This window comes from Rhodococcus sp. X156, assembly GCF_004006015.1.
Lineage (GTDB): Bacteria > Actinomycetota > Actinomycetes > Mycobacteriales > Mycobacteriaceae > X156.
This window is the reverse complement of record NZ_CP034766.1, coordinates 527,519-552,741: the sequence shown is the minus strand read 5'-3', so window position 1 is coordinate 552,741 and position 25,223 is coordinate 527,519. Positions and strand designations below refer to the sequence as shown.

Annotated in this window: 27 protein-coding genes and 1 riboswitch; of the genes, 10 read left to right on the top strand and 17 right to left on the bottom strand. The window is 73.0% G+C overall.

Annotated elements, in window-relative coordinates; all coding sequences use genetic code 11:
- Positions 1-61: 61 nt before the first annotated feature.
- From ELX43_RS02655 to ELX43_RS02645, 3 genes are read left to right on the top strand one after another with little or no spacing between them, the layout of a single operon-like run.
- Complete coding sequence (locus ELX43_RS02655; protein WP_206518085.1) at positions 62-883, top strand: glutaminyl-peptide cyclotransferase; 822 nt, start codon at positions 62-64, stop codon at positions 881-883.
- Between the two features lie 57 nt (positions 884-940).
- Entirely contained in the window at positions 941-2,839 is a 1,899-nt protein-coding gene (locus ELX43_RS02650; protein ID WP_241249679.1) for an MFS transporter, read from the top strand.
- Between the two features lie 21 nt (positions 2,840-2,860).
- Positions 2,861-3,343, top strand: a complete 483-nt coding sequence (locus tag ELX43_RS02645) for a DUF2771 domain-containing protein (RefSeq protein WP_127782011.1) — start codon at positions 2,861-2,863, stop codon at positions 3,341-3,343.
- On the opposite strand, the gene ELX43_RS02640 is transcribed toward ELX43_RS02645, so the two are convergent.
- Entirely contained in the window at positions 3,340-3,744 is a 405-nt protein-coding gene (locus ELX43_RS02640) for a cold-shock protein (RefSeq protein WP_127784618.1), read from the bottom strand. The two genes, ELX43_RS02645 and ELX43_RS02640, sit on opposite strands and share 4 nt — an antisense overlap.
- 153 nt (positions 3,745-3,897) lie before the next feature.
- Between ELX43_RS02640 and ELX43_RS02635 the strand changes: the two genes are divergently transcribed.
- The gene (locus tag ELX43_RS02635; RefSeq protein WP_241249678.1) at positions 3,898-4,122 is read left to right on the top strand and encodes a hypothetical protein; all 225 of its coding nucleotides are present in this window, start codon (positions 3,898-3,900) and stop codon (positions 4,120-4,122) included.
- 9 nt (positions 4,123-4,131) lie between these two features.
- Here ELX43_RS02635 and ELX43_RS02630 read toward each other — a convergent pair whose 3' ends face one another.
- Positions 4,132-5,808: an AMP-binding protein gene (locus ELX43_RS02630; RefSeq protein WP_127782010.1), complete on the bottom strand. Its 1,677-nt coding sequence runs from the start codon at positions 5,806-5,808 to the stop codon at positions 4,132-4,134.
- A gap of 385 nt (positions 5,809-6,193) precedes the next feature.
- Here ELX43_RS02630 and ELX43_RS02625 point away from each other — a divergent pair, with 385 nt between their 5' ends.
- The gene (locus tag ELX43_RS02625) at positions 6,194-6,574 is read left to right on the top strand and encodes a YccF domain-containing protein (RefSeq protein ID WP_127782009.1); all 381 of its coding nucleotides are present in this window, start codon (positions 6,194-6,196) and stop codon (positions 6,572-6,574) included.
- 59 nt (positions 6,575-6,633) lie between these two features.
- Here ELX43_RS02625 and ELX43_RS02620 read toward each other — a convergent pair whose 3' ends face one another.
- From ELX43_RS02620 to ELX43_RS02600, 5 genes are all read right to left on the bottom strand, one after another.
- The gene (locus ELX43_RS02620) at positions 6,634-7,395 is read right to left on the bottom strand and encodes an HAD-IIA family hydrolase (protein ID WP_127784616.1); all 762 of its coding nucleotides are present in this window, start codon (positions 7,393-7,395) and stop codon (positions 6,634-6,636) included.
- A 107-nt stretch (positions 7,396-7,502) separates the two neighbouring features.
- Complete coding sequence (locus tag ELX43_RS02615) at positions 7,503-8,579, bottom strand: ATP-binding cassette domain-containing protein (RefSeq protein WP_206518084.1); 1,077 nt, start codon at positions 8,577-8,579, stop codon at positions 7,503-7,505.
- Between the two features lie 11 nt (positions 8,580-8,590).
- Positions 8,591-9,397 (bottom strand): ABC transporter permease, encoded by an 807-nt coding sequence (locus tag ELX43_RS02610; protein WP_127782008.1) that lies wholly within the window; start codon positions 9,395-9,397, stop codon positions 8,591-8,593.
- Positions 9,394-10,170 carry a molybdate ABC transporter substrate-binding protein gene (gene modA / locus ELX43_RS02605; RefSeq protein ID WP_127782007.1) on the bottom strand — a complete coding sequence of 259 codons (777 nt, stop codon included), beginning with the start codon at positions 10,168-10,170 and terminating at the stop codon, positions 9,394-9,396. Before modA ends, ELX43_RS02610 begins: the two co-directional genes overlap by 4 nt.
- Positions 10,167-10,571 carry a TOBE domain-containing protein gene (locus ELX43_RS02600; RefSeq protein WP_127782006.1) on the bottom strand — a complete coding sequence of 135 codons (405 nt, stop codon included), beginning with the start codon at positions 10,569-10,571 and terminating at the stop codon, positions 10,167-10,169. Before ELX43_RS02600 ends, modA begins: the two co-directional genes overlap by 4 nt.
- 106 nt (positions 10,572-10,677) lie before the next feature.
- On the opposite strand from ELX43_RS02600, the gene moaA reads away from it, so the two are divergent.
- From moaA to ELX43_RS02585, 3 genes are all read left to right on the top strand, one after another.
- Positions 10,678-11,748, top strand: a complete 1,071-nt coding sequence (gene moaA / locus ELX43_RS02595; RefSeq protein ID WP_127782005.1) for a GTP 3',8-cyclase MoaA — start codon at positions 10,678-10,680, stop codon at positions 11,746-11,748.
- Between the two features lie 3 nt (positions 11,749-11,751).
- On the top strand, positions 11,752-12,048 hold the full coding sequence (locus ELX43_RS02590) for a MoaD/ThiS family protein (RefSeq protein WP_241249676.1): 297 nt from the start codon (positions 11,752-11,754) through the stop codon (positions 12,046-12,048).
- Between the two features lie 255 nt (positions 12,049-12,303).
- Positions 12,304-12,494: riboswitch (cyclic di-AMP (ydaO/yuaA leader) on the top strand.
- Positions 12,495-12,500: 6 nt separating this feature from the next.
- Positions 12,501-13,244 carry a transglycosylase family protein gene (locus tag ELX43_RS02585; RefSeq protein ID WP_127782004.1) on the top strand — a complete coding sequence of 248 codons (744 nt, stop codon included), beginning with the start codon at positions 12,501-12,503 and terminating at the stop codon, positions 13,242-13,244.
- 90 nt (positions 13,245-13,334) lie between these two features.
- Here the strand turns inward: ELX43_RS02585 and ELX43_RS02580 are convergent, their stop codons facing one another.
- The 4 genes from ELX43_RS02580 to ELX43_RS02565 all read right to left on the bottom strand — a co-directional run bounded on the left by ELX43_RS02580 (position 13,335) and on the right by ELX43_RS02565 (position 14,997).
- Positions 13,335-13,763 (bottom strand): molybdenum cofactor biosynthesis protein MoaE, encoded by a 429-nt coding sequence (locus tag ELX43_RS02580; protein ID WP_127782003.1) that lies wholly within the window; start codon positions 13,761-13,763, stop codon positions 13,335-13,337.
- Entirely contained in the window at positions 13,760-14,218 is a 459-nt protein-coding gene (locus ELX43_RS02575) for a MogA/MoaB family molybdenum cofactor biosynthesis protein (protein WP_206518173.1), read from the bottom strand. Before ELX43_RS02575 ends, ELX43_RS02580 begins: the two co-directional genes overlap by 4 nt.
- A gap of 11 nt (positions 14,219-14,229) precedes the next feature.
- Complete coding sequence (gene moaC / locus ELX43_RS02570) at positions 14,230-14,706, bottom strand: cyclic pyranopterin monophosphate synthase MoaC (RefSeq protein ID WP_127782001.1); 477 nt, start codon at positions 14,704-14,706, stop codon at positions 14,230-14,232.
- A 96-nt stretch (positions 14,707-14,802) separates the two neighbouring features.
- Positions 14,803-14,997: a hypothetical protein gene (locus tag ELX43_RS02565; protein WP_206518083.1), complete on the bottom strand. Its 195-nt coding sequence runs from the start codon at positions 14,995-14,997 to the stop codon at positions 14,803-14,805.
- A 61-nt stretch (positions 14,998-15,058) separates the two neighbouring features.
- Here ELX43_RS02565 and ELX43_RS02560 point away from each other — a divergent pair, with 61 nt between their 5' ends.
- Positions 15,059-17,311 carry a helicase C-terminal domain-containing protein gene (locus ELX43_RS02560; RefSeq protein ID WP_127781999.1) on the top strand — a complete coding sequence of 751 codons (2,253 nt, stop codon included), beginning with the start codon at positions 15,059-15,061 and terminating at the stop codon, positions 17,309-17,311.
- A 19-nt stretch (positions 17,312-17,330) separates the two neighbouring features.
- On the opposite strand, the gene ELX43_RS02555 is transcribed toward ELX43_RS02560, so the two are convergent.
- Positions 17,331-18,089: a hypothetical protein gene (locus ELX43_RS02555; protein WP_127781998.1), complete on the bottom strand. Its 759-nt coding sequence runs from the start codon at positions 18,087-18,089 to the stop codon at positions 17,331-17,333.
- Between the two features lie 151 nt (positions 18,090-18,240).
- On the opposite strand from ELX43_RS02555, the gene ELX43_RS02550 reads away from it, so the two are divergent.
- Entirely contained in the window at positions 18,241-19,920 is a 1,680-nt protein-coding gene (locus ELX43_RS02550) for a DNA repair helicase XPB (RefSeq protein ID WP_127781997.1), read from the top strand.
- 68 nt (positions 19,921-19,988) lie between these two features.
- Here the strand turns inward: ELX43_RS02550 and ELX43_RS02545 are convergent, their stop codons facing one another.
- The 5 genes from ELX43_RS02545 to ELX43_RS02525 all read right to left on the bottom strand — a co-directional run bounded on the left by ELX43_RS02545 (position 19,989) and on the right by ELX43_RS02525 (position 25,206).
- Positions 19,989-20,912, bottom strand: a complete 924-nt coding sequence (locus ELX43_RS02545) for an SRPBCC family protein (RefSeq protein WP_206518082.1) — start codon at positions 20,910-20,912, stop codon at positions 19,989-19,991.
- Between the two features lie 90 nt (positions 20,913-21,002).
- Positions 21,003-21,332 (bottom strand): hypothetical protein, encoded by a 330-nt coding sequence (locus ELX43_RS02540; protein WP_127781996.1) that lies wholly within the window; start codon positions 21,330-21,332, stop codon positions 21,003-21,005.
- A 36-nt stretch (positions 21,333-21,368) separates the two neighbouring features.
- Positions 21,369-22,226 (bottom strand): xanthine dehydrogenase family protein subunit M, encoded by an 858-nt coding sequence (locus tag ELX43_RS02535; RefSeq protein ID WP_127781995.1) that lies wholly within the window; start codon positions 22,224-22,226, stop codon positions 21,369-21,371.
- On the bottom strand, positions 22,223-24,730 hold the full coding sequence (locus ELX43_RS02530; protein WP_127781994.1) for a xanthine dehydrogenase family protein molybdopterin-binding subunit: 2,508 nt from the start codon (positions 24,728-24,730) through the stop codon (positions 22,223-22,225). Before ELX43_RS02530 ends, ELX43_RS02535 begins: the two co-directional genes overlap by 4 nt.
- Positions 24,730-25,206, bottom strand: a complete 477-nt coding sequence (locus ELX43_RS02525) for a (2Fe-2S)-binding protein (protein WP_127781993.1) — start codon at positions 25,204-25,206, stop codon at positions 24,730-24,732. Before ELX43_RS02525 ends, ELX43_RS02530 begins: the two co-directional genes overlap by 1 nt.
- Positions 25,207-25,223: the final 17 nt, after the last annotated feature.

Here is a 25,223-nt window from a genome sequence, read left to right as displayed (position 1 = left end):
ATTGTGCCGCATCGTCTCAACCTCCTCCGCACGACCGATCCCGGACCGGCATGATGAGGCGATGTCCAGCTCGCTGCGCACCGTCGTGGCCGTGTGTTGCCTGCTGCTCACGGTGGCCGGGTGCGCCGGCTCAGCACCCGACCAGCTCGCTGCCGGCGGCGCGGGGCCGGCCCCCGAGCAGCTGCGCGTCGAGGTGCTCAGCACCCGGGCGCACGACCCGTCGGCGTTCACCCAGGGCCTGGAGGTGGCCGGCGGCCAGCTCTACGAGGGGACCGGGCTCACCGGCCGCTCCCGGGTGACCCGCAGCGACCTGGCCACCGGCACCGAGCTGGCCTCCGCCGCCCTGCCGGCCGACCTGTTCGGCGAGGGCCTCACCGTGGTGGGCGACACCGTCTGGCAGCTGACCTGGCAGGACGGGGTGGCCCTGCGCCGGGACGCCACGACGCTGGCCGAGACGGGCCGGGCCAGCTACACCGGGGAAGGCTGGGGCCTGTGCCACCAGGACGGCCACCCGGGCGGCGTGCTGGTGATGAGCGACGGCACCGACACGCTCACCTTCCGCGACCCCACCACCTTCGCCCCCACCGGGTCGGTGTCGGTGCGGCTGCAGGGGGCGCCGCTCACCCAGCTCAACGAGCTGGAGTGCGTGGCCGGGGCCGTGTGGGCCAACGTCTGGCAGACCGACCGGATCGTGCAGATCGATCCCGCGACCGGCACGGTGACCGCCGTGGTGGACGCCGCGGGGCTGCTCGACCGCTCCCAGGCACCCGGCGCCGACGTGCTGAACGGCATCGCCGCTGTGGGAGATCGCTTCCTGATCACCGGAAAGCTGTGGCCCACGACGTACGAAGTCCGTTTCGTCCCAGTTGCCGACGCGCCCTGAGCGGCGCACCCCCCTGGGCTCGCGCCAGGCGTTCGCCGTTGCGGCAGAATCAACCTCGTGACTGCTCATGGTGATGACACTGCCTCTCGTGGTGGCGCACAGGCACGGCGTGGCTGGAGCGCCGGCCGCAAGCAGTCCGCTGCCGGCGGCACCGAGCCGGCCGACGCCACCGTGCCCCTGAACCCGCGCCGGCGCGCCCGGATGGGCATCCGCCGCCCACAGGCCCGCCCCGACCGCACCCCACAGCCGGAACCCACCGCGCAGCCGGAACCCACCGCGGGCGTGGCGCCGCTGTTCCCGGCACCTGCCCACCCCGCGCCGGGGAACCTGGCGCCCAGCGAGGTGACGCCGCACGGCGTGGCGACGGAGCTGCCCGCCCCGACCGGCTACCGCCCGCCGGCACCGCTGCCCGAGCACCACCCCGGCCACGGGCACGGAGACGACGGGCACAACGGGCACGACGAGCCGCCCACGGAGCGCTACCCCCTGCAGGCCCCGCCGACCCCGCGGCTGGCGCCGGAGGACGTCGCCACCCGCGAGCTCGAGAGCCCGGTCGGCCGCGCCACCACCCGCCAGGCGCCACGCAAGCTCACCGTCACCCGGGTGGCGGCCATGCGCAGCAAGCAGCTCACCCGCGACGGCATCCGGCAGTTCCACCGCGCCGCCAGCGCCGACGGCGCGGACAAGTCCGGGCTCACCTCGCTGACCTACGCCTCCATGGCCAACTACGCCTCGGACGCGGCGATCGCCGTCGCGCTGGCCAACACCCTGTTCTTCGCCGCCGCCACCGGGGAGAGCAAGGGCAAGGTGGCGCTGTACCTGCTCATCACGGTGGCCCCGTTCGCGGTGATCGCACCGCTGATCGGCCCGGCGCTGGACCGCATCCAGCGGGGCCGACGGCTGGCGCTGGCCGGCTCGTTCGTCGGCCGCGCCGTGCTCGCGGTGATCATGGCGCTGAACTTCAACAGCTGGCAGCTCTACCCCGCGGCGCTGGGCGTGCTGGTGTTCAGCAAGTCCTTCGGGGTGCTCAAGTCCTCCGTCATGCCCAGGGTGCTGCCACCCGGCATCAGCCTGGTCAAGAGCAACTCGCGGCTCACCGTGTTCGGCCTGGTCGGCACCATCGTGGTGGGCGGCATCGCCGGGGCCTGGGCCAGCGTGTTCGGCTCGGGCGGAGCCCTGTGGTTCAGCGCCGCGGTCATGCTCGTCGGCGCCTGGCTGTGCATGCGGATACCCAAGTGGGTGGAGGTCACCGAGGGCGAGGTGCGCACCTCGCTCGTCTACACCCACGCCGACGAGCGCGCGGAACGCTCGCCCAAGCGCCAGGGCAAGGCGGCCAAGCAGCCGCTGAGCAGCCTGGTGCTGGCCAGCCTGTGGGGCACCGGCAGCACCAGGGTGCTCACCGGGTTCATCACCCTGTACATCGCCTTCGTGGCCAAGGCCACCGCCGAGGGCGGGCTGATGTACGCGACCACCCTGGGCGCGGTGGGCGCCGGCGCCGGGCTGGGCAACTTCCTCGGCAACGCCATCGGGGCACGGATGACGCTGGGCAAGCCGGACGTGGTGATCATCTGGTGCGCGTCGGCGACGCTGGCCATGTGCGTGGTGGCTGCGCTGCTCCCCGGCCTGCCCACCGCCGCGCTGGCCACCCTGGTGGGAGCGACGGGCAGCGCGCTGGCCAAGGTGTCCCTGGACGCCACCATGCAGCGCGACCTGCCCGAGGAGGCCCGCGCCTCGGCGTTCGGTCGCTCGGAGACCGTGCTGCAGCTGTCCTGGGTGCTCGGCGGCGCGCTCGGCGTGCTGCTGCCGCCCAACTACTGGGTGGGCTTCACCGTCATCTCCGTGCTGCTGGCGCTGGGCACCACGCAGGCTGCCCTCACCCGCAACGGCCGCACCCTGCTGCCGGGACTCGGTGGCGACCGTCCCAGCCGCACCCCGACTGCTGCATCGGTGGCCTGAGCGCTCCCCTATCCTCAAGCGGTGCTGACACGCAACGGACGGCTGGTCGCGGCAGGGCTAGGAGTGCTGGCGGTGGTGGCCGCAGGCTGCTCGTCAGACCCGCACCTGCCCGAGATCACCTTCTTCGCCGACGGCGACACGGTGGCCACCGGCCCCACCACCTACTGCTCGCTGGACTTCACCGAGTGCCGCACCGGCAGCACCGCCGAGCTCCCGGTGCGGGTGGGCTCCCCGCTGCAGGTGTCGCTGCCCACCGACATCGGTGACGCGCCCTGGCGGCTGCTGACCACCTACCGCACGCCGGCCGGTGCGGACGAGATCACCCAGCAGTACTTCCGGCCCGGCGAGCGACTGGCCGTGACGGTGACCCCGCCCGACCCGTCGGCCCAGCTGACCGGCGTGGAGGTCCAGCTGCCGTCCGGGGCCACTGACGCGGACGGCAACCCGATCGCCCGCGCGACGTGGTCGGTGCGGACCGACCCCACGCCGGTCTCGGCGAGCTAGCTGTCCAGCTCGCGCGCCACCGCCCGGACCACCTCGGAGATGCGGTGCGCCGTCTTGCGGTCGGGGTAGCGCCCCTTGCGCAGGCTGGGCTGCACGGTGGCCTCGAGCATCGTGATCATGTCCTCGACCATCCCGTGCAGCTCGTCCGGCGTGTGCCGCTTCGCCGAGGCTGCCGGGGCCTGCTGCTTGATCGACGGCGTGGGCTCGACGATCTTCAGGCTGAGCGCCTGGGGTCCGCGCCGACCCGAGGCCATGCCGAACTCCACCTTCTGGCCTGCCTTCAGCGACTCGACGCCCTCGGGCAGCGCGGACGAGCGGACGTAGACGTCCTCGCCCTGCTCCTGGGAGAGAAAGCCGAAGCCCTTCTCCGCGTCGTACCACTTCACCTTGCCGGTTGGCACCCTGCTCACCTGTCCATCATTCGGTCGCAACTCCTGGGTCGCACCTCTAGCACGACGAACGCGCCCCTTGTCCGACTAGGGCGCGTTCGGTCCAGGATACCGGCCCAGGCCCGCGGCGGCACCACCATCAACCGGTCGCGCTACCGTGGGCGCGTGTCTCCCACCCCCGCCGGCACCACCCACGGCCGCTCCCGCCTGTTCACCACCGGCCTCGTCCTGTTCGCGCTGGGGGTGCTGGGCGTCCTCGCCATCTTCCTGAGCCGGCCGGTCGCCGACGTCGACCCGCCGCTGGCGCTGTACCTGATCGGCATGCTGGTGCCGGTGGGCCTGTTCCTCTGCGTGTTCTCCGCCTTCCGCGAGGGCCGCCGCACCCGCTGAGGCCCGCCCTCACGAGCCGGCGCGCCCCAGCAGCACGGCGGACTGCTCGCGCATCTCGACCTTGCGCACCTTGCCGGTGACGGTCATCGGGAACTCCTCCACCACGTGCACGTAGCGGGGGATCTTGTAGTGGGCCAGGTGTCCGCTGCAGAACTCCCGCACGCTCTCCGCGGTGAGCTCGGGTGCGCCGGTGCGCAGCTGCACCCACACCATCAGCTCCTCGCCGTAGCGCTCGTCGGGCACGCCGATCACCTGGGCGTCGCGGATGTCGGGGTGGGTGTGCAGGAACTCCTCCACCTCGCGCGGGTACACGTTCTCCCCGCCGCGGATCACCATGTCCTTGATGCGGCCGGTGATCTGCAGGTAGCCGTCGTCGTCCATCACCGCCAGGTCGCCGGTGTGCATCCAGCCCTGCTCGTCCACCGCCTCGGCCGTGCGAGCCGGGTCGTCCCAGTAGCCGAGCATCACGCTGTAGCCGCGGGTGCACAGCTCGCCGGTCTCCCCGCGGGGCAGCACGTCGCCGGTGGCGGGGTCGACCACCTGCACCTGCAGGTGCGGGCCCACCCGCCCCACCGTCTGCACCCGCCGCTGCAGGGAGTCGTCGGAGCGGGTCTGGGTGGACACCGGGGAGGTCTCGGTCATACCGTAGCAGATGGACACCTCGGCCATGTGCATCCGATCGATCACCTGGCGCATCACCTCGGCCGGGCAGGGCGAGCCGGCCATGATGCCGGTGCGCAGCGAGGACAGGTCGTGCGCGGCGAAGTCGGGCAGGGCCAGCTCGGCGATGAACATCGTCGGCACCCCGTAGAGGCTGGTGCACCGCTCCGCGGCCACCGCGGCGAGGGTCGCGGCGGGGTCGAAGCCCTCCGCGGGGATCACCATCGCCGCCCCGTGGCTGGTGCAGGCCAGGTTGCCCATCACCATCCCGAAGCAGTGGTAGAAGGGCACCGGGATGCAGACCCGGTCCCGCTCGCTGTAGTGGCAGAGCTCGCCCACCAGGTAGCCGTTGTTGAGGATGTTGCGGTGGCTGAGCGTGGCGCCCTTGGGGAAGCCGGTGGTGCCGGAGGTGTACTGGATGTTGATCGGGTCGTCCGGGTGCAGTCCCACCGCCACCGCTGCCACGGCCGCGTCGTCCCGGCCGCCTGCGGCGAGCGAGTCCCACGCGGGGGTGTCTAGCAGCACCACCTGCTCCAGCGCCACGCACCGTGGGGCCACCTCAGCGAGCATGGCGGCGTAGTCGGCGGCGCGGAAGCGCGGTGCGGCCACCACCAGGCGGATGCCGGCCTGGTCGAGGACGTACTCCAGCTCGTGCACCCGGTAGGCGGGGTTGACGTTGACCAGGATCGCGCCGACCTCGGCGGCGGCGTACTGGACGAGCGTCCACTCCGGACGGTTGGGCGACCAGATACCGACTCGGTCGCCCACCGCGACGCCGGCCCGCAGCATCCCGGCGGCCAGCTCCAGCACCGCCGCGTGCAGCTCGTCGTAGCTCCACCGTCGGCCGGTGGGCACGTCCACCAGGGCGTCCCTGCTGCCGTGCCTGCGCACGGTGTCGGCGAGGTTGGCGCCGATGGTCGTGCTCAGCAGCGCCGGCGTGTCGGGTCCGCGCGCGAACGACGGCGCCCCCGTTCCTGCTGGCTGCGCCACCCCTGGACCTGACCCCTGCTGCCGTTCCACCGGCATCCCCCTGCCCGCTGCACCCCTGCCGCCGCGCCGCGGCTGGCGGCGCCTGGTGCCATCGTGCCCGAACAGGCGGCTGCCGGGGAGACGCAGAACGCCCCGGCCGTGTGGCCGGGGCGTTCTCGTGGTTGCTGGTGGTTCTGGGTCAGTCGTCCCAGGGACCGAGATCTGATTCAGGCACTGTTGTTCCTCTCGAGCTGGCCGTCTCGACACACTTGTGGAGACGGTCTGTGACTTTCCTACTGCTTGGGGATGTCCCGCGGAGCAAGAACCGGGCGCGTGACGCGCTCTCGGGCAGCCGCTAGGTGGGCTGCTGCACCAACCGTACAGCACGGTGCGGCAAAGGGGAAGAAGGAGGGAAGAACGGACATCCGCCTACTCTGGTGGCATGAGGCTGCTGCTCAACATCATCTGGCTCGTGTTCGGTGGGATCTGGCTGGCCCTGGGCTACGTCCTGGCGGGAGCGATCTGCTGCGTGCTCATCGTGACCATCCCGTTCGGCATCGCCTCGTTCCGCATCGCCGGCTACGCGCTGTGGCCCTTCGGCAGTGACGTGGTGCGAAAGCCGACCGCGGGCGTCGGCTCGGCCGTCGGCAACGTCATCTGGTTCGTCTTCGCCGGTTGGTGGCTCGCCATCGGGCACGTGCTCAGCGCCATCGCGATGGCGCTCACCATCATCGGCATCCCGCTGGCCGTGGCCAACCTGAAGATGATCCCGATCTCGCTGACCCCGCTCGGCAAGGACATCGTGGCGGCGCCACGCAGGTGAGCACAGTGGCGGCGCCACGCCGATAGACACAGTGGCGGCGCCACGCAGGTGAGCCCCGCTCAGCCGAAGGGGCGGGCGGTGTGGCCGACCAGGTCCGCCACGGAGTCCAGCACCAGCGTGGGCCGGTAGGGGAAGCGCTCCACGCTGGCGACGGTGGAGATCCCGGTCATCACCAGGATGGTCTGCAGCCCCGCCTCCAGGCCGGAGACGATGTCGGTGTCCATCCGGTCGCCGATCATCAGGGTGTTCGCCGAGTGCGCGCCCAGCCTGCGCAACCCGCTGCGCATCATCAGCGGGTTGGGCTTGCCGACGTAGTACGGCTCGTGGCCGGTGGCACGGGTGATCAGCGCCGCCACCGCCCCGGTGGCGGGCAGCGAGCCCTCCCGCGAGGGGCCGGTGGCGTCGGGGTTGGTGGCGATGAACCGGGCGCCACGCTCCACCAGCCGGATGGCGGTGGTGATGGCCTCGAAGGAGTAGGTACGGGTCTCGCCCAGCACCACGTAGTCGGGGTCGCGGTCGGTGAGGACGTAGCCGACGTCGTGCAGCGCGGTGGTCAGGCCGGACTCCCCCACCACGTAGGCGCTGCCCCCGGGACGCTGGGAGTCCAGGAACGTCGCGGTGGCCAGGGCCGAGGTCCAGATCGACTCCTCGGGCACGTCCAGCCCGGTGACCAGCAGCCGGGCGCGCAGGTCGCGCGGGGTGCGGATGGAGTTGTTGGTGAGCACCAGGAACGGGTTGCCGGCGGCCTGCAGCTCGGAGAGGAACACGTCGGCGCCGGGGACGATGGTGTCCTCGTGCACCAGCACGCCGTCCATGTCCATCAGGTAGGTCCAGGCGGCGGCGGCGTCCTTGCTGGCCTCGGGGTCGCTGGCGCTCGGTTCGGTGCTCACCGTCCCAGTCTGACCCACCACGACCGGTCCTGGGCAGATCAGCGCAGGTGCACCCGGACCTCGGCTGCCTTGACCACGAAGTAGGCGCGGTGCCCGGGCACCAGGTCCAGCTCGGCCACCGATGCCGTGGTGACGTCGGCCAGCAGCACCTCGCCGCCGTCCTGCACCGCGCGCACCCGCACCAGCTGACCCCGTGGCTCCACCGCCGTCACGCGCACCGGAACGGCGTTGCGCGGGCTGCCACCGGGTGGCTGCACGTGCACGGCCACGGCCAGCGGGTCGAACACGGCCACCGCGGCCTGCCCCGGGCGGCAGTCCTCGTCCAGCACACCGGCCAGGGCGGTGCCGCTGGCGGTGCGCAGCCCGCGCTCGGTCACGGTGCCCAGCAGCAGGTTCAGCCCGGCGATGCGGGCCGCGAAGGAGCTGCGGGGACGGCTGAGCACCTGTGCCGCCGGACCGGCCTCCACCACCTGACCGCCCTCGACCACCACCACCCGGTCGGCGAGCACCAGGGCGTCGAGCACGTCGTGGGTGACCAGCAGCGCGCTGCGTCCGCCCTCCTCGCGCAGCACCCGGCGCAGCACCGAGCGCATGGCCGGCGCCGCGCCCACGTCCAGCGCCGCCATCGGCTCGTCCAGCAGCAGCAGCGCGGGCTCAGCCGCCAGCGCCCGGGCCACCGCCACCCGCTGCGCCTGCCCACCCGACAGCGCCGCCGGCCGACGCCCCGCCAGCTCGGTGGCCCCGACCTCCGCCAACCAGCGCGCCGCGACGGTGGCGGCCGCGCGGCGTCCCTGCCCGGCGCTGCGGGGACCGAACGCGACGTTGTCGGCCACGCTCAGGTGCGGGAACAGCAGCGGGTCCTGGGCCAGCAGCGCGACCCCGCGCCGGTGCGGTGGCACCCGGGTCCCCGTGCCGGTGTCCAGCAGCACCCGCCCGTCCAGGCTCACCCTCCCCTCGTCAGGGTGCAGCAGCCCGGCCACCACCGACAGCAGGGTGGACTTGCCTGCGCCGTTGGGCCCGAGCACCGCCACCACCTCACCGGCGCCCACCTCCAGCTCGAGCTCCACGCCGCGCGCGGCGACCTGCGCACGCACCGCCAGCGCACCGGTGCGCACCGGCCCGCCGGTCACAGCGCGCCCGAGCCGGCCCGGCCGCGCGCGGCCACCACCACCAGGACGGCGACCACCACCAGCACCAGCGACAGCGCGACGGCGGCGTCGGCGTCGGTCTCGCGCTGCAGGTAGATCTCCAGCGGCAGGGTGCGGGTGACGCCCTCCAGGCTGCCGGCGAAGGTGAGGGTGGCGCCGAACTCGCCGAGCGCACGGGCGAAGGAGAGCACCGCACCGGAGACCAGGCCGGGCAGCACCAGCGGCAGCGTCACCCGGCGCAGCACCGTCGCCGGACGCGCGCCCAGGGTGGCCGCGGCCGCCTCGTAGCGCTGCCCCGCGGTGCGCAGGGTGCCCTCCAGGCTCAGCACCAGGAACGGCAGCGCCACGAAGGTCTGCGCCAGCACCACCGCAGTGGTGGAGAAGGCGATCTGCAGTCCCAGCGCGTCCAGGTGCTGCCCGAGCAGGCCCCTGCGCCCGAAGGTGTACAGCAGCGCGATGCCGCCGACCACCGGGGGCAGCACCAGCGGCAGCAGCACCAGCGCCCGCAGCACCCGCAGGCCCGGCAGCTGCACGCGAGCGAGCACCAGGGCCATTGGCACGCCCAGCAGCACGCAGAGCACGGTGGCGGCGGCGGAGGTGCGCAGGCTCAGCCCCAGCGCGGCCAGCGCCGACGGCGAGGTGACCAGGGACGGCAGCTCGCTCCAGCGCACCGTGGCGACCATGCTCACCAGTGGCAGCAGCACGAACAGCGCGCCGATCACCGCGGGGACGAAGACCCAGCGCGGCACGCCCGAGAAGGTCCGCCCCGGACGGAGGACGTTCACGGCGCGGCGAGGCCGGCCTGGGCCAGCACGGTCCGGCCCTGCTCGCTGGTGAGCAGGGTGAGGAAGTCCTCGGCCAGCGCGGGGTCCTTGGCGCCGGTGAGGACGGCCGCGGGGTAGCGGTTGACCGCCGCGCTGCTCTCGGCGAAGTCGACCCCGCTGGCGCGGTCTCCCGTGGTGGTGACGTCGCTGCGGTAGACCAGCCCGGCGTCGGCCTCCCCCACCACCACCTTGTTCAGCACGTCGGTCACGGACGACTCCTCGCTCACCGGGGCGAGGCGCACGCCCGCGGCGCCGGCGGCCTTCGTGGCGGCGGTCCCGCACGGAACCTGCACGGCGCAGAGCACCACGGCGGTGCCCGGGCGAGCCAGGTCGGCCAGCCCGGTGACTCCGCGCGGGTTGCCCGGGGCGACGGCGATCTGCAGCGAGTTGGTGGCGAAGGTGGTGGGCGCGCCCGTCACCAGCCCGGCGTCGACCACTCGCTGCATCGTCGTCTCGTCGGCCGAGGCGAACACGTCGGCGGGCGCCCCCTGGTCGATCTGGGTGGCCAGCGCGGAGGAGCCGGCGAAGCTGTAGCTGACCCGGGTGCCGGGGTGGGCCTGCTCGAAGGCGGCGGCCAGCTGGGTGAAGGCCGGCTGCAGGGAGGCCGCGGCGAAGACGGTGAGCGTGCCCGGACCGTCGGCGCCGGTGCTGCACCCGGTGGCAGCGGAGACCGCCAGCACCGCCAGCCCGGCGGGCACCGCGTGGCGCAGACCCCGCCGCCGGCGCACCGTCACTGCTGCCCCTCGGGGGTCTCCACGATCACCGTCGTCGCCTTGACCACCGCGACGGCCACCCGGCCGGGCTCCAGGCCGAGCTCGCGCACCGCCTCGCTGCTCATCAGCGAGACCACGCGGTGCGGCCCACACTGCATCTCCACCTGAGCCATCACCTCGTCGGCCACCACCCGGGTCACCAGCCCGACGAAGCGGTTGCGCGCCGACCTCCCCACCCCGGACGGATCAGTGGTGGTGGTGGCGTGCGCGGTGGCGTGGGCGGCCAGCTCCGCCCCATCGACGACCATGCGTCCGGCGGTGTCGCGCTGCGCGCTGAGCGCCCCGGAGTCCACCCAGCGACGCACGGTGTCGTCACTGACGGCGAGCACTGCCGCCGCTTCACTAATCCTCAGCTGCGGCATGAATCGCACGCTATACCCGCACGCGCGGAACAGCCATCCATGGCAGCCCCTGCGCGGGCCCCTTTGTCCTTCTGCTGCCCCTCGCCGGCCTCGATAGGCTGGCCGCATGACCGTTGTCTCACTTGGCCTGCCCGTGCCGGGCCGCGGTGGCGTCACCCCGCCACGCGACCCGGCGCGCCCGCAGACCTCGGCCCTGCTGGACTCCCACGGCCGGGTCGCCACGGACCTGCGGATCTCGCTCACCGACCGCTGCAACCTGCGGTGCACCTACTGCATGCCGGCCGAGGGCCTGGACTGGCTGCCCACCTCCGATCTGCTCACCCGCGCGGAGCTGGCCCGGCTGATCCGCATCGCCGTCACCGACCTGGGCGTGCGCGAGCTGCGCTTCACCGGCGGCGAGCCGCTGCTGCGCGGCGACCTCGCCGGGATCATCGCCGACGCCGCCGCGCTGCGTCCGCGGCCGGAGATCTCGCTGACCACCAACGGGCTCGGCCTGGTCCGCAAGGCCAAGGCCCTGCGCGCCGCGGGCCTGGACCGGGTGAACGTCTCGCTGGACACCGTCCGCCCCGAGCTGTTCCACCAGATCACCCGCCGCGACCGGCTGGCCGACGTCCTCGCCGGGATGCGGGCCGCGGCCGACGCCGGGCTGACGCCGGTGAAGGTGAACGCGGTGCTGATGCGGGGCATCAACGACGACCACGCGCCCGAGCTGCTGCAGTTCTGCCTGGAGCACGGCTACGAGCTGCGGATCATCGAGCAGATGCCGCTGGACGCCCAGCACGGCTGGGAGCGCAGCGAGATGGTCACCGCCGAGGAGATCCTGGCCTCGCTGCGCACCGCCTACGCGCTCACTCCCGACAGCGAGGCGCGCGGAGCCGCGCCCGCCGAGCGCTGGCTGGTCGACGGCGGACCCGCGACGGTCGGCGTCATCGCCTCGGTCACTCGACCCTTCTGCGGTGACTGCGACCGCACCCGGCTCACCGCCGACGGCCAGGTCCGCAGCTGCCTGTTCTCCACCGGCGAGACCGACCTGCGCGACCTGCTGCGCTCCGACGCCGGTGACGACGCGATCGCGCAGCGCTGGCAGGACGCCATGTGGGCCAAGCTGCCGGGTCACGGGATCAACGACCCCGGCTTCCTGCAGCCCACCCGCCCGATGAGCGCGATCGGGGGCTGACTCGTGAGCACCTCTCCGGAGAGCACCAGCCCGACGACCAGCGCACCCGCCATCGAGCTGGAGGTGCGCTACTTCGCCGCGGCGCGGGCCGCGGCGGGCACCCCCACCGAGATCGTGAGCGCGCCGGCCAGCGCCACGCTCAGCACGCTGCTGGCCGTCCTCGCGGAGCGACACCCGCCCCTGGTCGAGGTGCTCAAGCGTTGCTCGTTCCTGCTCGACGAGGTCGCCGTCCGCGACCGCGAGCGGCCGCTGCCCCCCGGCGGCACCGTCGACGTGCTGCCACCTTTCGCGGGCGGATAACAGTCAGATAAACGTCTGGCCAACGTGATCTCGGTCACATCACGGCGGGATAACGAGTCCGCAACGAACAGACGCGTCAGTGCCCTGACCTGGGGTTATGCCGGGATCGTCAACTGTGGCAGGGGCGTTACAGGTAACAAATCGGCCACAGTGGACGAGGTGACGGCAGCCTGTGCCGCACGTACCGTTCCCCCTGGCCGGAACAGCCCCGGCCGAACCGGTCCGCCGCGCCAAACCCTGCTCCGTGGGAACCGGTTACCTCGAGAACCATCAGGAGCAGGGACGGAGGACCCACGTTCGGGCAGCCGAACGACGGGCCGAGGCGCAGATCTGCTGCCTAGGTCCTTGGGGTGAAGCGAAACCACTCGAGCCACGGGTGGGGAAGCCGGGCTACCTCTCAGCCCGAACCCGACAGCTGACTTCGCAGGCGCGTATGGAGAGGATCCACCCAGATGTCCCGTACCCAAGGCCGTCACCGCAAGCCCACCACCACCAGCCGCACCGTCGCCAAGGTCGCTCTGACCGGCATGGTCGTCGGCGCCCCCCTCACCGTGCTGGCCGCGCCCGCCTCGGCGGCCTCCGCCAGCCAGTGGGATGCAGTCGCCCAGTGCGAGAGCACCGGCAACTGGTCCATCGCCAACGGCAACGGCTTCTACGGCGGCCTGCAGTTCACCGCCAGCACCTGGAAGGCCTTCGGCGGCCACGCCTACGCCCCGCAGGCCAACCAGGCCAGCAAGGCCCAGCAGATCGCCATCGCCGAGCGCGTCCTCGCCGGCCAGGGCAAGGGTGCCTGGCCCGTCTGCGGCAAGGTGCTGACCGGCTCGGGCAACGCGTCGGCCACCGCCGGTGCCAGCGCCCCGCAGGCGTCCACCAAGTCGGCTCCCAAGGCTGCTGCTCCCAAGGCCGCTGCTCCCAAGGCTGCCGCCCCGAAGGCTGCTCCTAAGGCTGTCGCCCCCAAGGCTGCTGCTCCGAAGGCTGCCGCCCCCAAGGTCGCGACCAAGGCCACCACCAAGACCACGACCAAGGCGGCGACCTCCTCGGCCGGCACCTACACGGTCAAGTCCGGTGACACGCTGTCCGGCATCGCCCGCTCGCAGGGCATCTCCGGTGGCTACCAGGCCATCTTCCAGCTGAACAAGGGCACCATCAGCAACGTCAACGTGATCTACCCCGGCCAGGTCCTCCACCTGGGCTGATCCACAGCACCACAGCAGAAGACCCCGGCAGCCTCCACGGTGCCGGGGTCTTCTGCTGCGCCACCAGGTTGTGGGGCCAGGCCGTCGCGCTCAGGCGCAGCCGACCCACTCGTCGGTGCCGTCCGGGAACACCTGGCGCTTCCACACCGGGATGCGCGCCTTGACCTCGTCCACCAGCAGCGCGCAGACCTGGAACGCCTCGGCCCGGTGGTCGGCCGAGACCGCGCACGCCAGCGCGACGTCGCCGATGCCCAGTGGACCGACCCGGTGGCTCACCGCCACCGCCCGCACCCCCGGCACCCGCGCCGCGACATCAGCGGCCACCTCGGCCACCAGCGCACCCGCCGTGGGGTGCGCGGAGTACTCCAGCGCGGTGACGGTGCGGCCCCCGTCGTGGTCGCGGACCACCCCGGCGAAGCTCACCACCGCACCGGCGGCCTGCTCGGCCACCAGCGCCTCGTGCTCGGCCAGGCTCAGCTCGTCCTCGGTCACCAGCGCCCGCGCCACGTGTGCCGTCACCGGTGGTCGCCCCCCGCCAGCTGGTCCAGCGCGTGGTCGAGCACCGGCTCCAGCACCGCGAGCCCGTCCCGGACGCCGCCGGTGGAGCCGGGCAGGTTCACCACCAGGGTGCGGCCGGCCACCCCGGCCACGCCGCGGGAGAGGATCGCCGTGGGCACTGCGTCCGAGCCCGCGGCCCGGACGGCGTCGGCCAGCCCGGGCACCTCGTAGTCGAGCAGCGCGCGGGTGAGCTCGGGAGTCGCGTCGGTGGGGCTGATGCCGGTGCCACCGGTGGTGAGGACGAGGCCGGGGGCAGCGGCGAGGGCAGTCCGCAGGGCCTGGGCCACCGGCTCGCCGTCGGCAACCACCACGGGCTCGTCCACCTGGTGGCCGTGCTCGCGCAGCCAGTCCACGATGATCGGTCCGGTGCGGTCTGGGTAGACCCCGCCGGCGGCCCGGGTGGAGGCCACCACCACCACGGCGCGGCTCACGGCCGGCTCCAGTGGCCGGTCTTGCCGCCGTCCTTGGTCTCCACGCGCACGCCGTCCATGGTGGCGGCGGGGTCCACCGCCTTGACCATGTCGTGCAGGGTCAGCCCGGCCACCGCCACGGCGGTGAGGGCCTCCATCTCCACCCCGGTGCGGTCGGTGGTGCGGACGGTGGCGGTGACGGCGACGTCGGCCTCCCCCAGCTGCAGGTCCACCACCACCCCGGACAGCGCGATGGGATGGCACAGCGGAACCAGGTCGGGGGTGCGCTTGGCGGCCATGATGCCGGCGATGCGCGCCGTGGCCAGGGCGTCGCCCTTGGGCAGCCCGTCCCGGCGCAGCAGCTCGACCACCTCAGCCGTGGTGCGGAAGGTGCCGGTGGCCACCGCGGTGCGGGCCGTGGCGTCCTTGCCGGTCACGTCGACCATGCGGGCCTGGCCCGCCGCGTCGACGTGGGTCAGCTCGGGCTTGCTCATCGGAGGACCTCGTCTGCTCGGACGCGGGCGGAGCCGGTCGTCCTGCGCCGACCGACGCCGGCCGCGTGGGTGGTGCCTCCCAGGTGGGACGGCTCCCTAGCGGTTGATGACCGTCGTCGGGTGCACGTAGGGAAGCTGGTCCGCGGGCAGCGGGAACTCGGTGTCGCCGAAGGGCGAGAGCCCACCCGCGACAGTCGAGGCCAGCTCGCTCACGGCGTGCTCACCCTCCGGGACCTTCGGCCACGACGGGTCGACCCAGCGCTTGCTCTTCTTGCCATCTGCTTTCGCCACACGGACATTCTGACAGTGCGCTGCCACTGCCGTACAGGGCAGGTCACTACCGTAGGCAGTGATGTCTGACCCACGGAGCCTCGCCGCCTGGTTGAGCCGCCAGTCCGACCAGCAGCTGAGCACCCTGCTGGAGCTGCGGCCGGACCTTGCCGTGCCGCCGCCTGCCGACTCCCAGGTGCTCGCCAACCGGGCGGGCCTGCGCGCCTCGGTGGTTCGCGCCGCAGACGAGCTCACCGCGTTCGAGCTGGCGGTGCTGGAGGCCATGGTGCTGGCCCAGGCCGACGCCGAGCCGGTGTCGGTGGCCGACGTCCGCGAGCTGCTCGGCAGCTCCGTGCCTGCCACCAAGGTCAACGCCGCGCTGGAGCGGCTGCGTGCCCAGGCCCTGGTGTGGGGACCGGACAAGCAGCTCGACGGCATCCGGGTGGCCCCGGCCATGCGGGAGGTGCTGCCGCGCGCCGGCCAGGTGGGTCGCCCGTCCGCCGCACTGGTTGACGCCGACGTCCCCGCCATGCTCGCCGAGCTCGACGCCGCCCGGCTCGGGCTGCTGACCACCTTGGCCAAGGGCGCCCCCTTCGGCCGCACCCGCGACGCCGCACCGGGAACACCAGCGGATCGCCCGGTGCAACAGCTGCTGCGGGCGGGTCTGCTGCTGCCGGTGGACGACCAGACGGTGGAGCTGCCCAGCCAGGTGAGCGCGGTGCTCCGCGGCGGCAGCCCGATGGGCGAGATCAGCCCCACCGAGCCGCGGGCGACGCCGACCAGCGTGACGCGCCAGGACATGGACTCCGCCGCCGCCGGCGCCGCGCTGGAGCTGCTGCGGCACTGCACCGACCTGCTCGCGGCCCTCGGTGCCGCGCCGGCCCCCACCCTGCGCGCCGGCGGCCTCGGGGTGCGCGAGCTGCGTCGGCTGGCCAAGCAGACCGGCATCGACGAGGCGGCGCTGCCCCTGCTGCTGGAGCTGCTGGCCGCGGCCGGGCTGGTGGCCTCCGACGAGGCGGCGGACCCGGCGTGGACGCCGACGACGCACGTCGACACCTGGGCGGTGGCCGAGCCGGCGGCACGCTGGGCCGAGCTGGCCACGGCCTGGCTGGAGCTGCCACGCCTGCCCGGGCTGGTCGGGGAGCGCGACGAGCGCGACAAGGCGCTGGCCACCCTGTCCGAGGAGCTGCGCCGCCCGCTCGCCCCGCGCGACCGCCGCCGCGTGCTGCAGGTGCTCGCCGACCTGCCGCCCGGCTCCGCGCTGGACGCCGCCCAGGTAGGGACCGCGCTGTCGTGGCGCCGGCCCCGCTGGGGCGGGCGGCTGCGGGAGGACCTCATCCGCTGGACGCTGGCCGAGGCCACCACGGTGGGCGTGCTGGGCCGCGGGGCGCTGAGCACCCCGGGGCGTGCCCTGCTCGCCGGTGGCGACGTCGAGGCGGCCATGGCGGTGGCGCTGCCCGCCCCGGTGGACCACGTGCTGGTGCAGGCCGACCTGACCGTGGTGGCGCCGGGACCGCTGGAGCCCGAGCTGGAGCAGGACATCGCCCTGGTGGCCGACGTGGAGTCAGCCGGGGCGGCCACCGTCTACCGGGTGGGCCCGTCCAGCGTGCGCCGCGCGCTGGACGCCGGGCGCAGCGCCGCGGAGCTGCACGCGCTGTTCGCCGAGCGCTCGCACACCCCGGTCCCCCAGGCGCTCACCTACCTCATCGACGACGTGGCCCGCCGGCACGGCCGGCTGCGCACGGGTACCGCCGGGTCGTTCGTGCGCTGCGACGACGAGGCGCTGCTGTCGGAGGTGGTGGCCTCACCGATCGCTGACGAGCTGGGCCTGCGGCGTCTCGCCCCCACGGTGGCGGTGGCGCCGGTGTCGCTGGCCGAGCTGCTGGAGGGGCTGCGCTCGGCGGGCTTCGCCCCGGCCGCTGAGGACCCCACCGGAGCAGTGCTGGACCTGCGCCCGCGGGGTGCGCGGGTGGAGGCACGGCGCAGCCGCCGCCGCTCGCCCGTGCCCACCCCGCCCAGCGCGGAGCAGCGTGCCGCGGTGGTGCGCGGCGTGCGCGCCGGCGACCGGGCGGCCACCATGACACCGGCCAACCGGGTGGTCTCCGACGGCAGCCGAGCCAGCGGCATGGCCACCATGGCTGTGCTGCAGCAGGCCGCCCGGGAGCGGCGCAGCGTGTGGATCGGCTACGTCGACGCCCAGGGCACCGCCAGCCAGCGGGTGGTGGAACCGGTGAGCGTGGGCGCCGGAGTGCTCGAGGGCTTCGACTCCGCCGCCGCCGGCATCCGCCGCTTCGCCCTGCACCGCATCACCTCGGTGGCCCTCACCGACGAGTGAGCGCCCTGGCCGGGTCGGGCTAGGGGTCGACCAGGCAGAAGGTGCGGGCCGGCTGCGGGAAGCTCAGCACGTCGACGTCACTGATCCCGGCGCAGAGGCTCTTGCCGGCGGAGTCCTCCACGCGCTTGGCCACCTTGACCACCGCCTCCGCGCTGGCGCAGTCAGCGTTCTTGACTCCCTTGCTCATGGCGCCGTCGGCGACGCCGTAGCAGCTGCCTTCGGTGAAGTTGGGAACCAGGCAGAGCAGCGTGCGGTCGTCGCCGTCGCCGTCGGTCAGTGTCAGGGGGACGTACTCCTTGTTCGGGCACACGTTGGGCGCCTCGAGCTTCTTGCCCACCTGGTAGAGCGCCTCGGTCTGGTCGCAGCCGGCCCGCTCCACGTCGGAGTCGGTGTCGGAGAACGTGGCGATGACCAGGCAGTCACCCTCGTCGGCCGTGCTGACGCTGCTGCCGATCACCCCGCCCACCGCCAGCCCGACCACCACGACCACCAGGAGCACCACGGCTCCCACCGCGCTGCCCAGGGTCCAGAACAGCCGCTTGCGGCTCCGGGGCGGCGGCCCCGGGTACGGGCCCGGCTGGGGGTACGGGTTCGGCTGGGGGTACGGGTTCGGCTGGGGGTAGGGGTTCTGCTGGGCGTACGGACCCGGCGGGGGGTACGGACCCGGCGGGGGCGGCGGGCCCTGCGGGTAGCCGCCCTGGTGGGGGTAGTCGGGCCCCGGGGCCCGGGCCTGGCCGAACGGCGGGCCCTGGGGCGGCCCGGGTGGCGGTGTGGTCATCGGCGTGGCCCTTCCCTGGTGACGGCACGCACAGCGTAGCCACACAAGCACCGTCTGCGAACGACTTTCGGTGTGGCTCAGCACAGCAGGTGGCACCGCGGGCCTCGCAGGGAGGAAGATGAATGGTTGCCGCAGAAACCCAGGAGGACGTGTGACCGACGGACCGTTGATCGTCCAGTCCGACAAGACGCTGTTGCTCGAGATGGACCACGAGCTGGCCGGTGAGGCCCGGCAGGCCATCGCCCCGTTCGCCGAGCTCGAGCGAGCCCCCGAGCACGTGCACACCTACCGGATCACCCCGCTGGCCCTCTGGAACGCCCGCGCCGCCGGGCACGACGCCGAGCAGGTGGTCGACGCCCTGGTCCGCTTCTCCCGCTACGCGGTGCCCCAGGCGCTCCTGGTGGACATCGTGGACACCATGGGCCGCTATGGCCGGCTGCAGCTGGTCAAGAGCCCGGCGCACGGCCTGGTGCTCATCAGCCTCGACCGAGCAGTGCTCGAAGAGATCATGCGGCACAAGAAGATCGCCCCCATGCTCGGCGCACGGGTGGACGACGACACGGTGGTCGTCCACCCGTCCGAGCGGGGCCGGCTCAAGCAGATGCTGCTCAAGGTCGGCTGGCCGGCGGAAGACCTCGCCGGCTACGTGGACGGCGAGGCGCACGACATCTCCCTGGACAGCGGCGAGCCCGGGGACGAGGGCTACTGGGAGCTGCGCGACTACCAGCAGATGGCGGCCGACTCCTTCTGGGCCGGCGGCTCCGGCGTGGTGGTGCTGCCCTGCGGCGCCGGCAAGACCATGGTCGGGGCAGCCGCCATGGCCAAGGCCAAGGCCACCACGCTCATCCTGGTGACCAACACCGTGGCCGGACGCCAGTGGAAGCGTGAGCTGGTGGCCCGCACCTCCCTCACCGAGGACGAGATCGGCGAGTACTCCGGTGAGCGCAAGGAGATCCGTCCGGTCACCATCGCCACCTACCAGGTGGTCACCCGCAAGACCAAGGGCGAGTACCGCCACCTGGAGCTGTTCGACTCCCGGGACTGGGGCCTGGTGATCTACGACGAGGTGCACCTGCTCCCGGCGCCGGTGTTCCGGATGACGGCCGACCTGCAGTCGCGTCGCCGACTGGGTCTCACCGCCACGCTGGTGCGTGAGGACGGCCGCGAGGGTGACGTGTTCAGCCTGATCGGCCCCAAGCGCTACGACGCGCCGTGGAAGGACATCGAGGAGCAGGGCTGGATCGCGCCCGCGGAGTGCATCGAGGTGCGGGTGACGCTCACCGACGCCGAGCGGCTGGCCTACGCCACCGCAGAGCCGGAGGAGCGCTACAAGCTGTGCTCCACCGCGCGCACCAAGATGCCGGTGGTCAAGTCCATCCTGGAGCGCCACCCCGGGGCGCCCACCCTGGTGATCGGCGCCTACCTCGACCAGCTCGACGAGCTCGGGGAGGCGCTGGGGGCACCGGTGATCCAGGGATCCACCCGGAACAAGGAGCGGGAGAAGCTCTTTGACGAGTTCCGCCGCGGGGAGATCCAGACCCTGGTGGTGAGCAAGGTGGCCAACTTCTCCATCGACCTGCCGGAGGCCTCGGTGGCGGTGCAGGTGTCGGGGACGTTCGGCTCACGCCAGGAGGAGGCACAGCGACTGGGCCGGCTGCTGCGACCCAAGCACGACGGCGGGCAGGCGCACTTCTACTCGGTGGTCGCCCGCGACACCCTGGACGCCGACTACGCCGCCCACCGGCAGCGGTTCCTGGCCGAGCAGGGCTACGCCTACCGGATCACCGATGCCGACGACCTGCTGGGGCCGCCGATCCCCGAGGTCGGCTGACACCAGCCCGACGACCACGTCAGCCCCGCCGGAGCTCCGGCGGGGCTGAGGTGGTTCTGCACGTCGGACTACTTGTGGCGGCGGTGGGCGGACAGGTCGACGAGTGCCCGCTGCGGGGCGAGCACCGCCTCCAGGTACGACGGGATCACGGTGCGCGGCTTGGGCTTCGGCTTGACCAGCCAGCCGACGATCCCGCCCACCACCAGCCCGAGCGCGACCCCGGCGATCACCGGGAGCGCCTGCTTGAGCATGGCGCTGCCGCCGGCCATCTCCATCAGGTCGATGGCCTCGGCCGAGGTGGACTCCGACGGCCACCCGTGCCCGTCCGTCCCGTCGCTGGAGGCGGCCCCTGCCGCCGCGGGTGCCGGCTGGCTGCTCGGCGGTGTCGCGCTGGGCCCGGACGAGCTGGACGGGGCCGAGGTGGCTGACGTCGGCGTGGACGGCGCGGCCGCGGACGTGCCGGCCGTGGTGGTCCCGGTGGTGGTGGCTTCGGTGGTGGATGGAGCGGTGGTGGCCGCGCCGCTCGCCACGGCGCCCTCGCTCGCCCCTGAGCCGAGCCGCTCGCTCAGGCACTGGGCGAACTGCCCGATGATCTTGCCGCCCACGTCCACGATGAGGCCGCGCCCCATCTGCGCGGGCTTGCCGGTGATGTTCAGGTCGGTCTTGACCACCACCTTGGTGCTGCCAGAGCCATTCTCGGAGAGAATGGCCGTCACCTTGGCACTGGCTTGCCCGTTGCCACGAGAATCCTTGCCCTTGGCGTCGATCACCGCAGTGTGGGTGCTCTCGTCGGCGCTGACGTAAGTCCCGGTTCCCTTGTACAACATGGCAATCGGTCCCAGCTTGACCTTGACGGTGCCGGTGAAGGACGTGTCGTCGGAGCCGGTCAGCGTGGCGCCGGGGAAGCACGGCGCCACCCGCGGCGGCTCGAGAAAAGCCGTCCAGACCTCGCCAATAGGTGCGTCGACCGTGAAATCGTGTTCCATCTCCATCAAATCACCCTATCCATTCAGGCCACCGCGTTCCTCCGCCAAGTTACGCCGTGGCTGTGACGGCAACCACACCCGGGCACGACCGCCCGCTCAGCGCCGCCGCAGCCACCAGAGCACGAACGTGCCCACGGTCAGCGCGACCAGCACGGGCGCGAACCAGGCCATCTCGCCGCCAGCCGGCGAGGACTGCACCGGCGCGCCACGGCCGGGTCCGGACCCGCTCGCAGCGGGTCCCGCGGGGCCCGGCTCGTCGCCCTCGCCGGACGCCCCCTGGGCGGTCTCGGTGCCGGTGGCCGAGCGCGGGGTGGGGGTGGGCGCCCCGATGGCCCCGGGCATCTCCGCCCCCGTGGGCTCGGGCCCGGCTCCCTTGCCGTCGGCCGCGCTGGTGGCGCCTGAGTCGGTCGTCCCTGAGTCGGACACGTGCCTCTCCTGTCTGCTGTGGATGGACGAGCTGGGTCAGGAGATGCCGGCGGCCGCCGACACCGCCCGACGGGTGAGCACCCCGGCCAGGTGGGTGCGGTAGGCCGCGTCGGCACCGACGTCGCTGCCCGGTGAGGTGCCGACCCCGGCCTGCGCCGCGGCGGCGCGGACCGACTCGGCGGTGGCCGGCTGGCCGAGCAGCGCGGCCTCCACCGCGGCCGCCCGCACGGGCGTGGACGCCATGTTGGTCAGCGCCACCTTGGCCTGCGCGATGGTGCCGCCCTCCAGCCGCACGGCTGCCGCGACCGCCACCACCGACCACGCCTGCGCCACCCGCTGGAACTTCTCGTAGCGGGCCCCCCAGCCGGTGTGCCGAGGGAGGCGGACCTGGGTGAGCAGCTCGCCCGGCTGCACCGCGGTGGTGAAGAGGTCCTGGAAGAAGTCCGCCGCGGCCACGGTGCGGGTGCCCGTGGGCGAGGCGAGCACCAGCGACGCGTCCAGGGCCAGCACCGGCGCGCCGAGGTCACCGGCGGGGTCGGCGTGCACCAGGGCCCCGCCGAGCGTGCCGCGGTGACGGATCTGCGGGTCGGCCACGGTGGCGGTGGTGAGCGCGAGCAGCGCCGCGTGCTCGGCCACCAGCGGGCTGTGCAGCACGTCGTGGTGGGTGGTCATCGCGCCGATCACCAGCTCGTCGCCCTCCACCGCGATGCCCCGCAGCTCGGCCACCTTGTTCAGGTCCACCACCAGGGTGGGGGCGGCCATCCGCAGCCGCAGCACCGGCATCAGGCTCTGCCCGCCGCCGAGCACCTTGGCGTCCTCGCCGCCGGCGGCCAGCACCTGCAGCGCCTCGGCGACCGTCGTCGGCGCCACGTAGTCGAAGCTCCCGGGGATCATGCGAGTCCTCCCTCGTCGGTGGTGCTGGTGGACTCGTCCACCGAGCCGGAGGCGTCGGTGGTGCCCAGGCCGCCGCCGGCCTCGGGGGTGTTGCGCCCCGCGGGCCCGCCGGCGTCCAGGCCGCCCCTGGCCTGCTCCAGCGCCCGCCACACCCGCTGCGGCGAGCACGGCATCTCGATGTCGCGCACGCCGTGCTGGCGCACCGCGTCGAGCACGGCGTTGACCACGGCCGGCGTGGAGGCGATGGTGCCCGCCTCGCCCACTCCCTTCACGCCCAGCACGTTGGACGTCGCGAGGGTCTCGGTGCGCTCGGTGGTGAAGTGCGGCAGGTCCATCGCCGAGGGCAGCAGGTAGTCGGCCATGGTGCCGGTGAGCAGGGTCCCGCCGTCGTCGTAGATCGCCTCCTCGTACAGCGCCTGGGCGATGCCCTGGGCCAGCCCACCGTGGATCTGGCCCTCCACGATCATCGGGTTGACCACCTGCCCCACGTCGTCCACGCAGACGTAGCGGTAGATCTGCACGAACCCGGTCTCGGTGTCCACCTCCACCGCGCAGAGGTGGGTGCCGTGCGGGTAGCTGAAGTTCTCCGGGTCGAAGGTGGCCTGGGAGTCCAGGCTGGGCTCCACCCCGTCGGGCAGGTTGTGCGCGGTGAACACCGCCAGGGAGATGTCGGCGATGCCCAGACCCGCCTCGGTGCCGCGCACGGTGAACCGGCCACCGGCGAACTCCAGGTCCTCCGGGGCACACTCCAGCAGGTGTGCGGCGATCGGCCGGGCCTTGTCGATCACCTTGTCGGCGGCCTGCACGATGGCGACGCCCCCGACCACCAGCGAGCGGGACCCGTAGGTGTCCAGACCCTTGGGCGAGGACTGGGTGTCGCCGTGCAGCAGCTCGACGTCCTCGAAGGCCACGCCGAGCCGGTCGGCGACGATCTGGCTGAACGCCGTCTCGTGCCCCTGCCCGTGCGGGGTGACGCCGGTGACCACCTCGACCTTGCCGGTGGGCAGCATCCGGATGGCGGCGTGCTCCCACCCGCCCGAGCCGAAGTTCAGCTGGCCCAGCACGCGCGAGGGCGCCAGCCCGCACATCTCGGTGAACGTGGAGATGCCGATGCCCAGCTGCAGGGTGTCGCCGGACTCCCGGCGGCGCTGCTGCTCAGCGCGCAGCCCCGCGTAGTCGAACAGCTCCATCGCCTTGTCGGTGGACGCCTCGTAGTTGCCGGTGTCGTAGGTGAGCCCGGCGACCGTGGTGAACGGGAACTCCTCGTGCGTGATCCAGTTCTTCCGGCGCAGCTCCATCGGTTCCATGTCCAGCTCGACCGCCAGCTCGTCCATGATCCGCTCGATGCCGAAGGTGGCCTCGGGCCGGCCCGCGCCGCGGTAGGCGTCCGTCCACGCCTTGGTGGTGAAGACGTTGGTGCAGCTGAAGTGGTACGCCGGGAACTTGTAGATGGAGTTGAACATGAACGCACCGAGGATGGGCACGCCCGGGGTGACCAGGCCGAGGTAGGCGCCCATGTCGGCCATCAGCTCCACCGTGAGGCCGGTGACGGTGCCGTCCCGCCGGGCGGTGATGGTGATGTCCTGGATCTGGTCCCGGCCGTGGTGGGCGGCCAGCAGCGACTCCGAGCGCGACTCGGTGTACTTGACCGGCCGGCCGAGCCGGCGGCCGAGCATCACCGCGAGCACCTCCTCCGGCGTGATCTGCAGCTTCCCGCCGAAGCCGCCGCCCACGTCCGGGGCGATCACCCGCAGCTTGTGCTCGGGGATGCCCAGCGTCATCGCCATCATGGTGCGCACCAGGTGCGGCACCTGGGTGGACGTCCACAGGGTGAGCTGCTCGCCGGTGGGGTCGCACACCACCGAGCGCGGCTCCATGAACGCGGGGATGAGCCGCTGCTGGCGGAACCGCCGGGTGACGGTGACCTCGGCGGCGGCGAGGGCGTCGGTGACGCTGCTGCCGGTGCCGGCCTCGGCGGAGTCGAAGGTCCACACCGCACACTTGTTGGTGCCCAGCGCGGGGTGCACCAGGTCGGCACCGTCGGCCAGGGCGGCCTCCATGTCCAGCACCGCGGGCAGCTCGTCGTAGTCGATGTCGATGCCGTCCAGGGCGTCGGCGGCCTCGTAGGCGCTGCGGGCCACCACCACCGCGACGATCTCCCCGGCGAAGTTCACCGTGTCCACCGCGACCGCCGGGTGGTCGGGGGTCTTCATGTCCGGCGTGATCGCCCACGCGCACGGCAGGCTGCCCTGCTCGGCGGCGAAGTCGGCACCGGTGTACACCGCGTGCACGCCCGGCCGGCTGCGCGCGTCGCTGGTGTCGACGGAGGTGATGGTGGCGTGCGCGAAGGGGCTGCGCAGCACCGCCACGTGCAGCATCCCGGGCAGCACGATGTTGTCGGTGAAACGGGTGCGCCCGGTGATCAGCCGGGCGTCCTCCTTGCGCAGGCGCTCGCGCCCGAGCTCGGGGTCGGTGCCGGTGGGCGAGTCGACGGTGGTGGTCATCAGGCACCTGCCGGCTTCAGCGTCTGCGCGGCGGCCTGCACGGCCTTGACGATGTTCTGGTAGCCGGTGCAGCGGCAGAGGTTGCCCTCCAGCCCTTCCCGCACCTGTTCCTCGGTGGGGTCGGGGTTCTCCTTGAGCAGGTCGACGCTCTGCATGATCATCCCCGGGGTGCAGAAGCCGCACTGCAGGCCGTGGTTCTCGTGGAAGGCGCGCTGCACCGGGTGCAGCTCGCCGCCGGTGGCCAGGCCCTCGATGGTGGTCACCTCCGCGCCGTCGGCCTGCACCGCCAGCACCGAGCACGACTTCACGCTCACCCCGTCCAGGTGCACCGTGCAGGCCCCGCAGTTGCTGGTGTCGCAACCCACGAGGGTGCCCACCTTGCCGAGGCGCTCCCGCAGGTGGTGCACCAGCAGCGTCCGCGGCTCCACCTCGTCCGCGTAGCTGACGCCGTCGACGACCATGTTCACTCGGGTCATCAGGTCTCCTCCTCCAG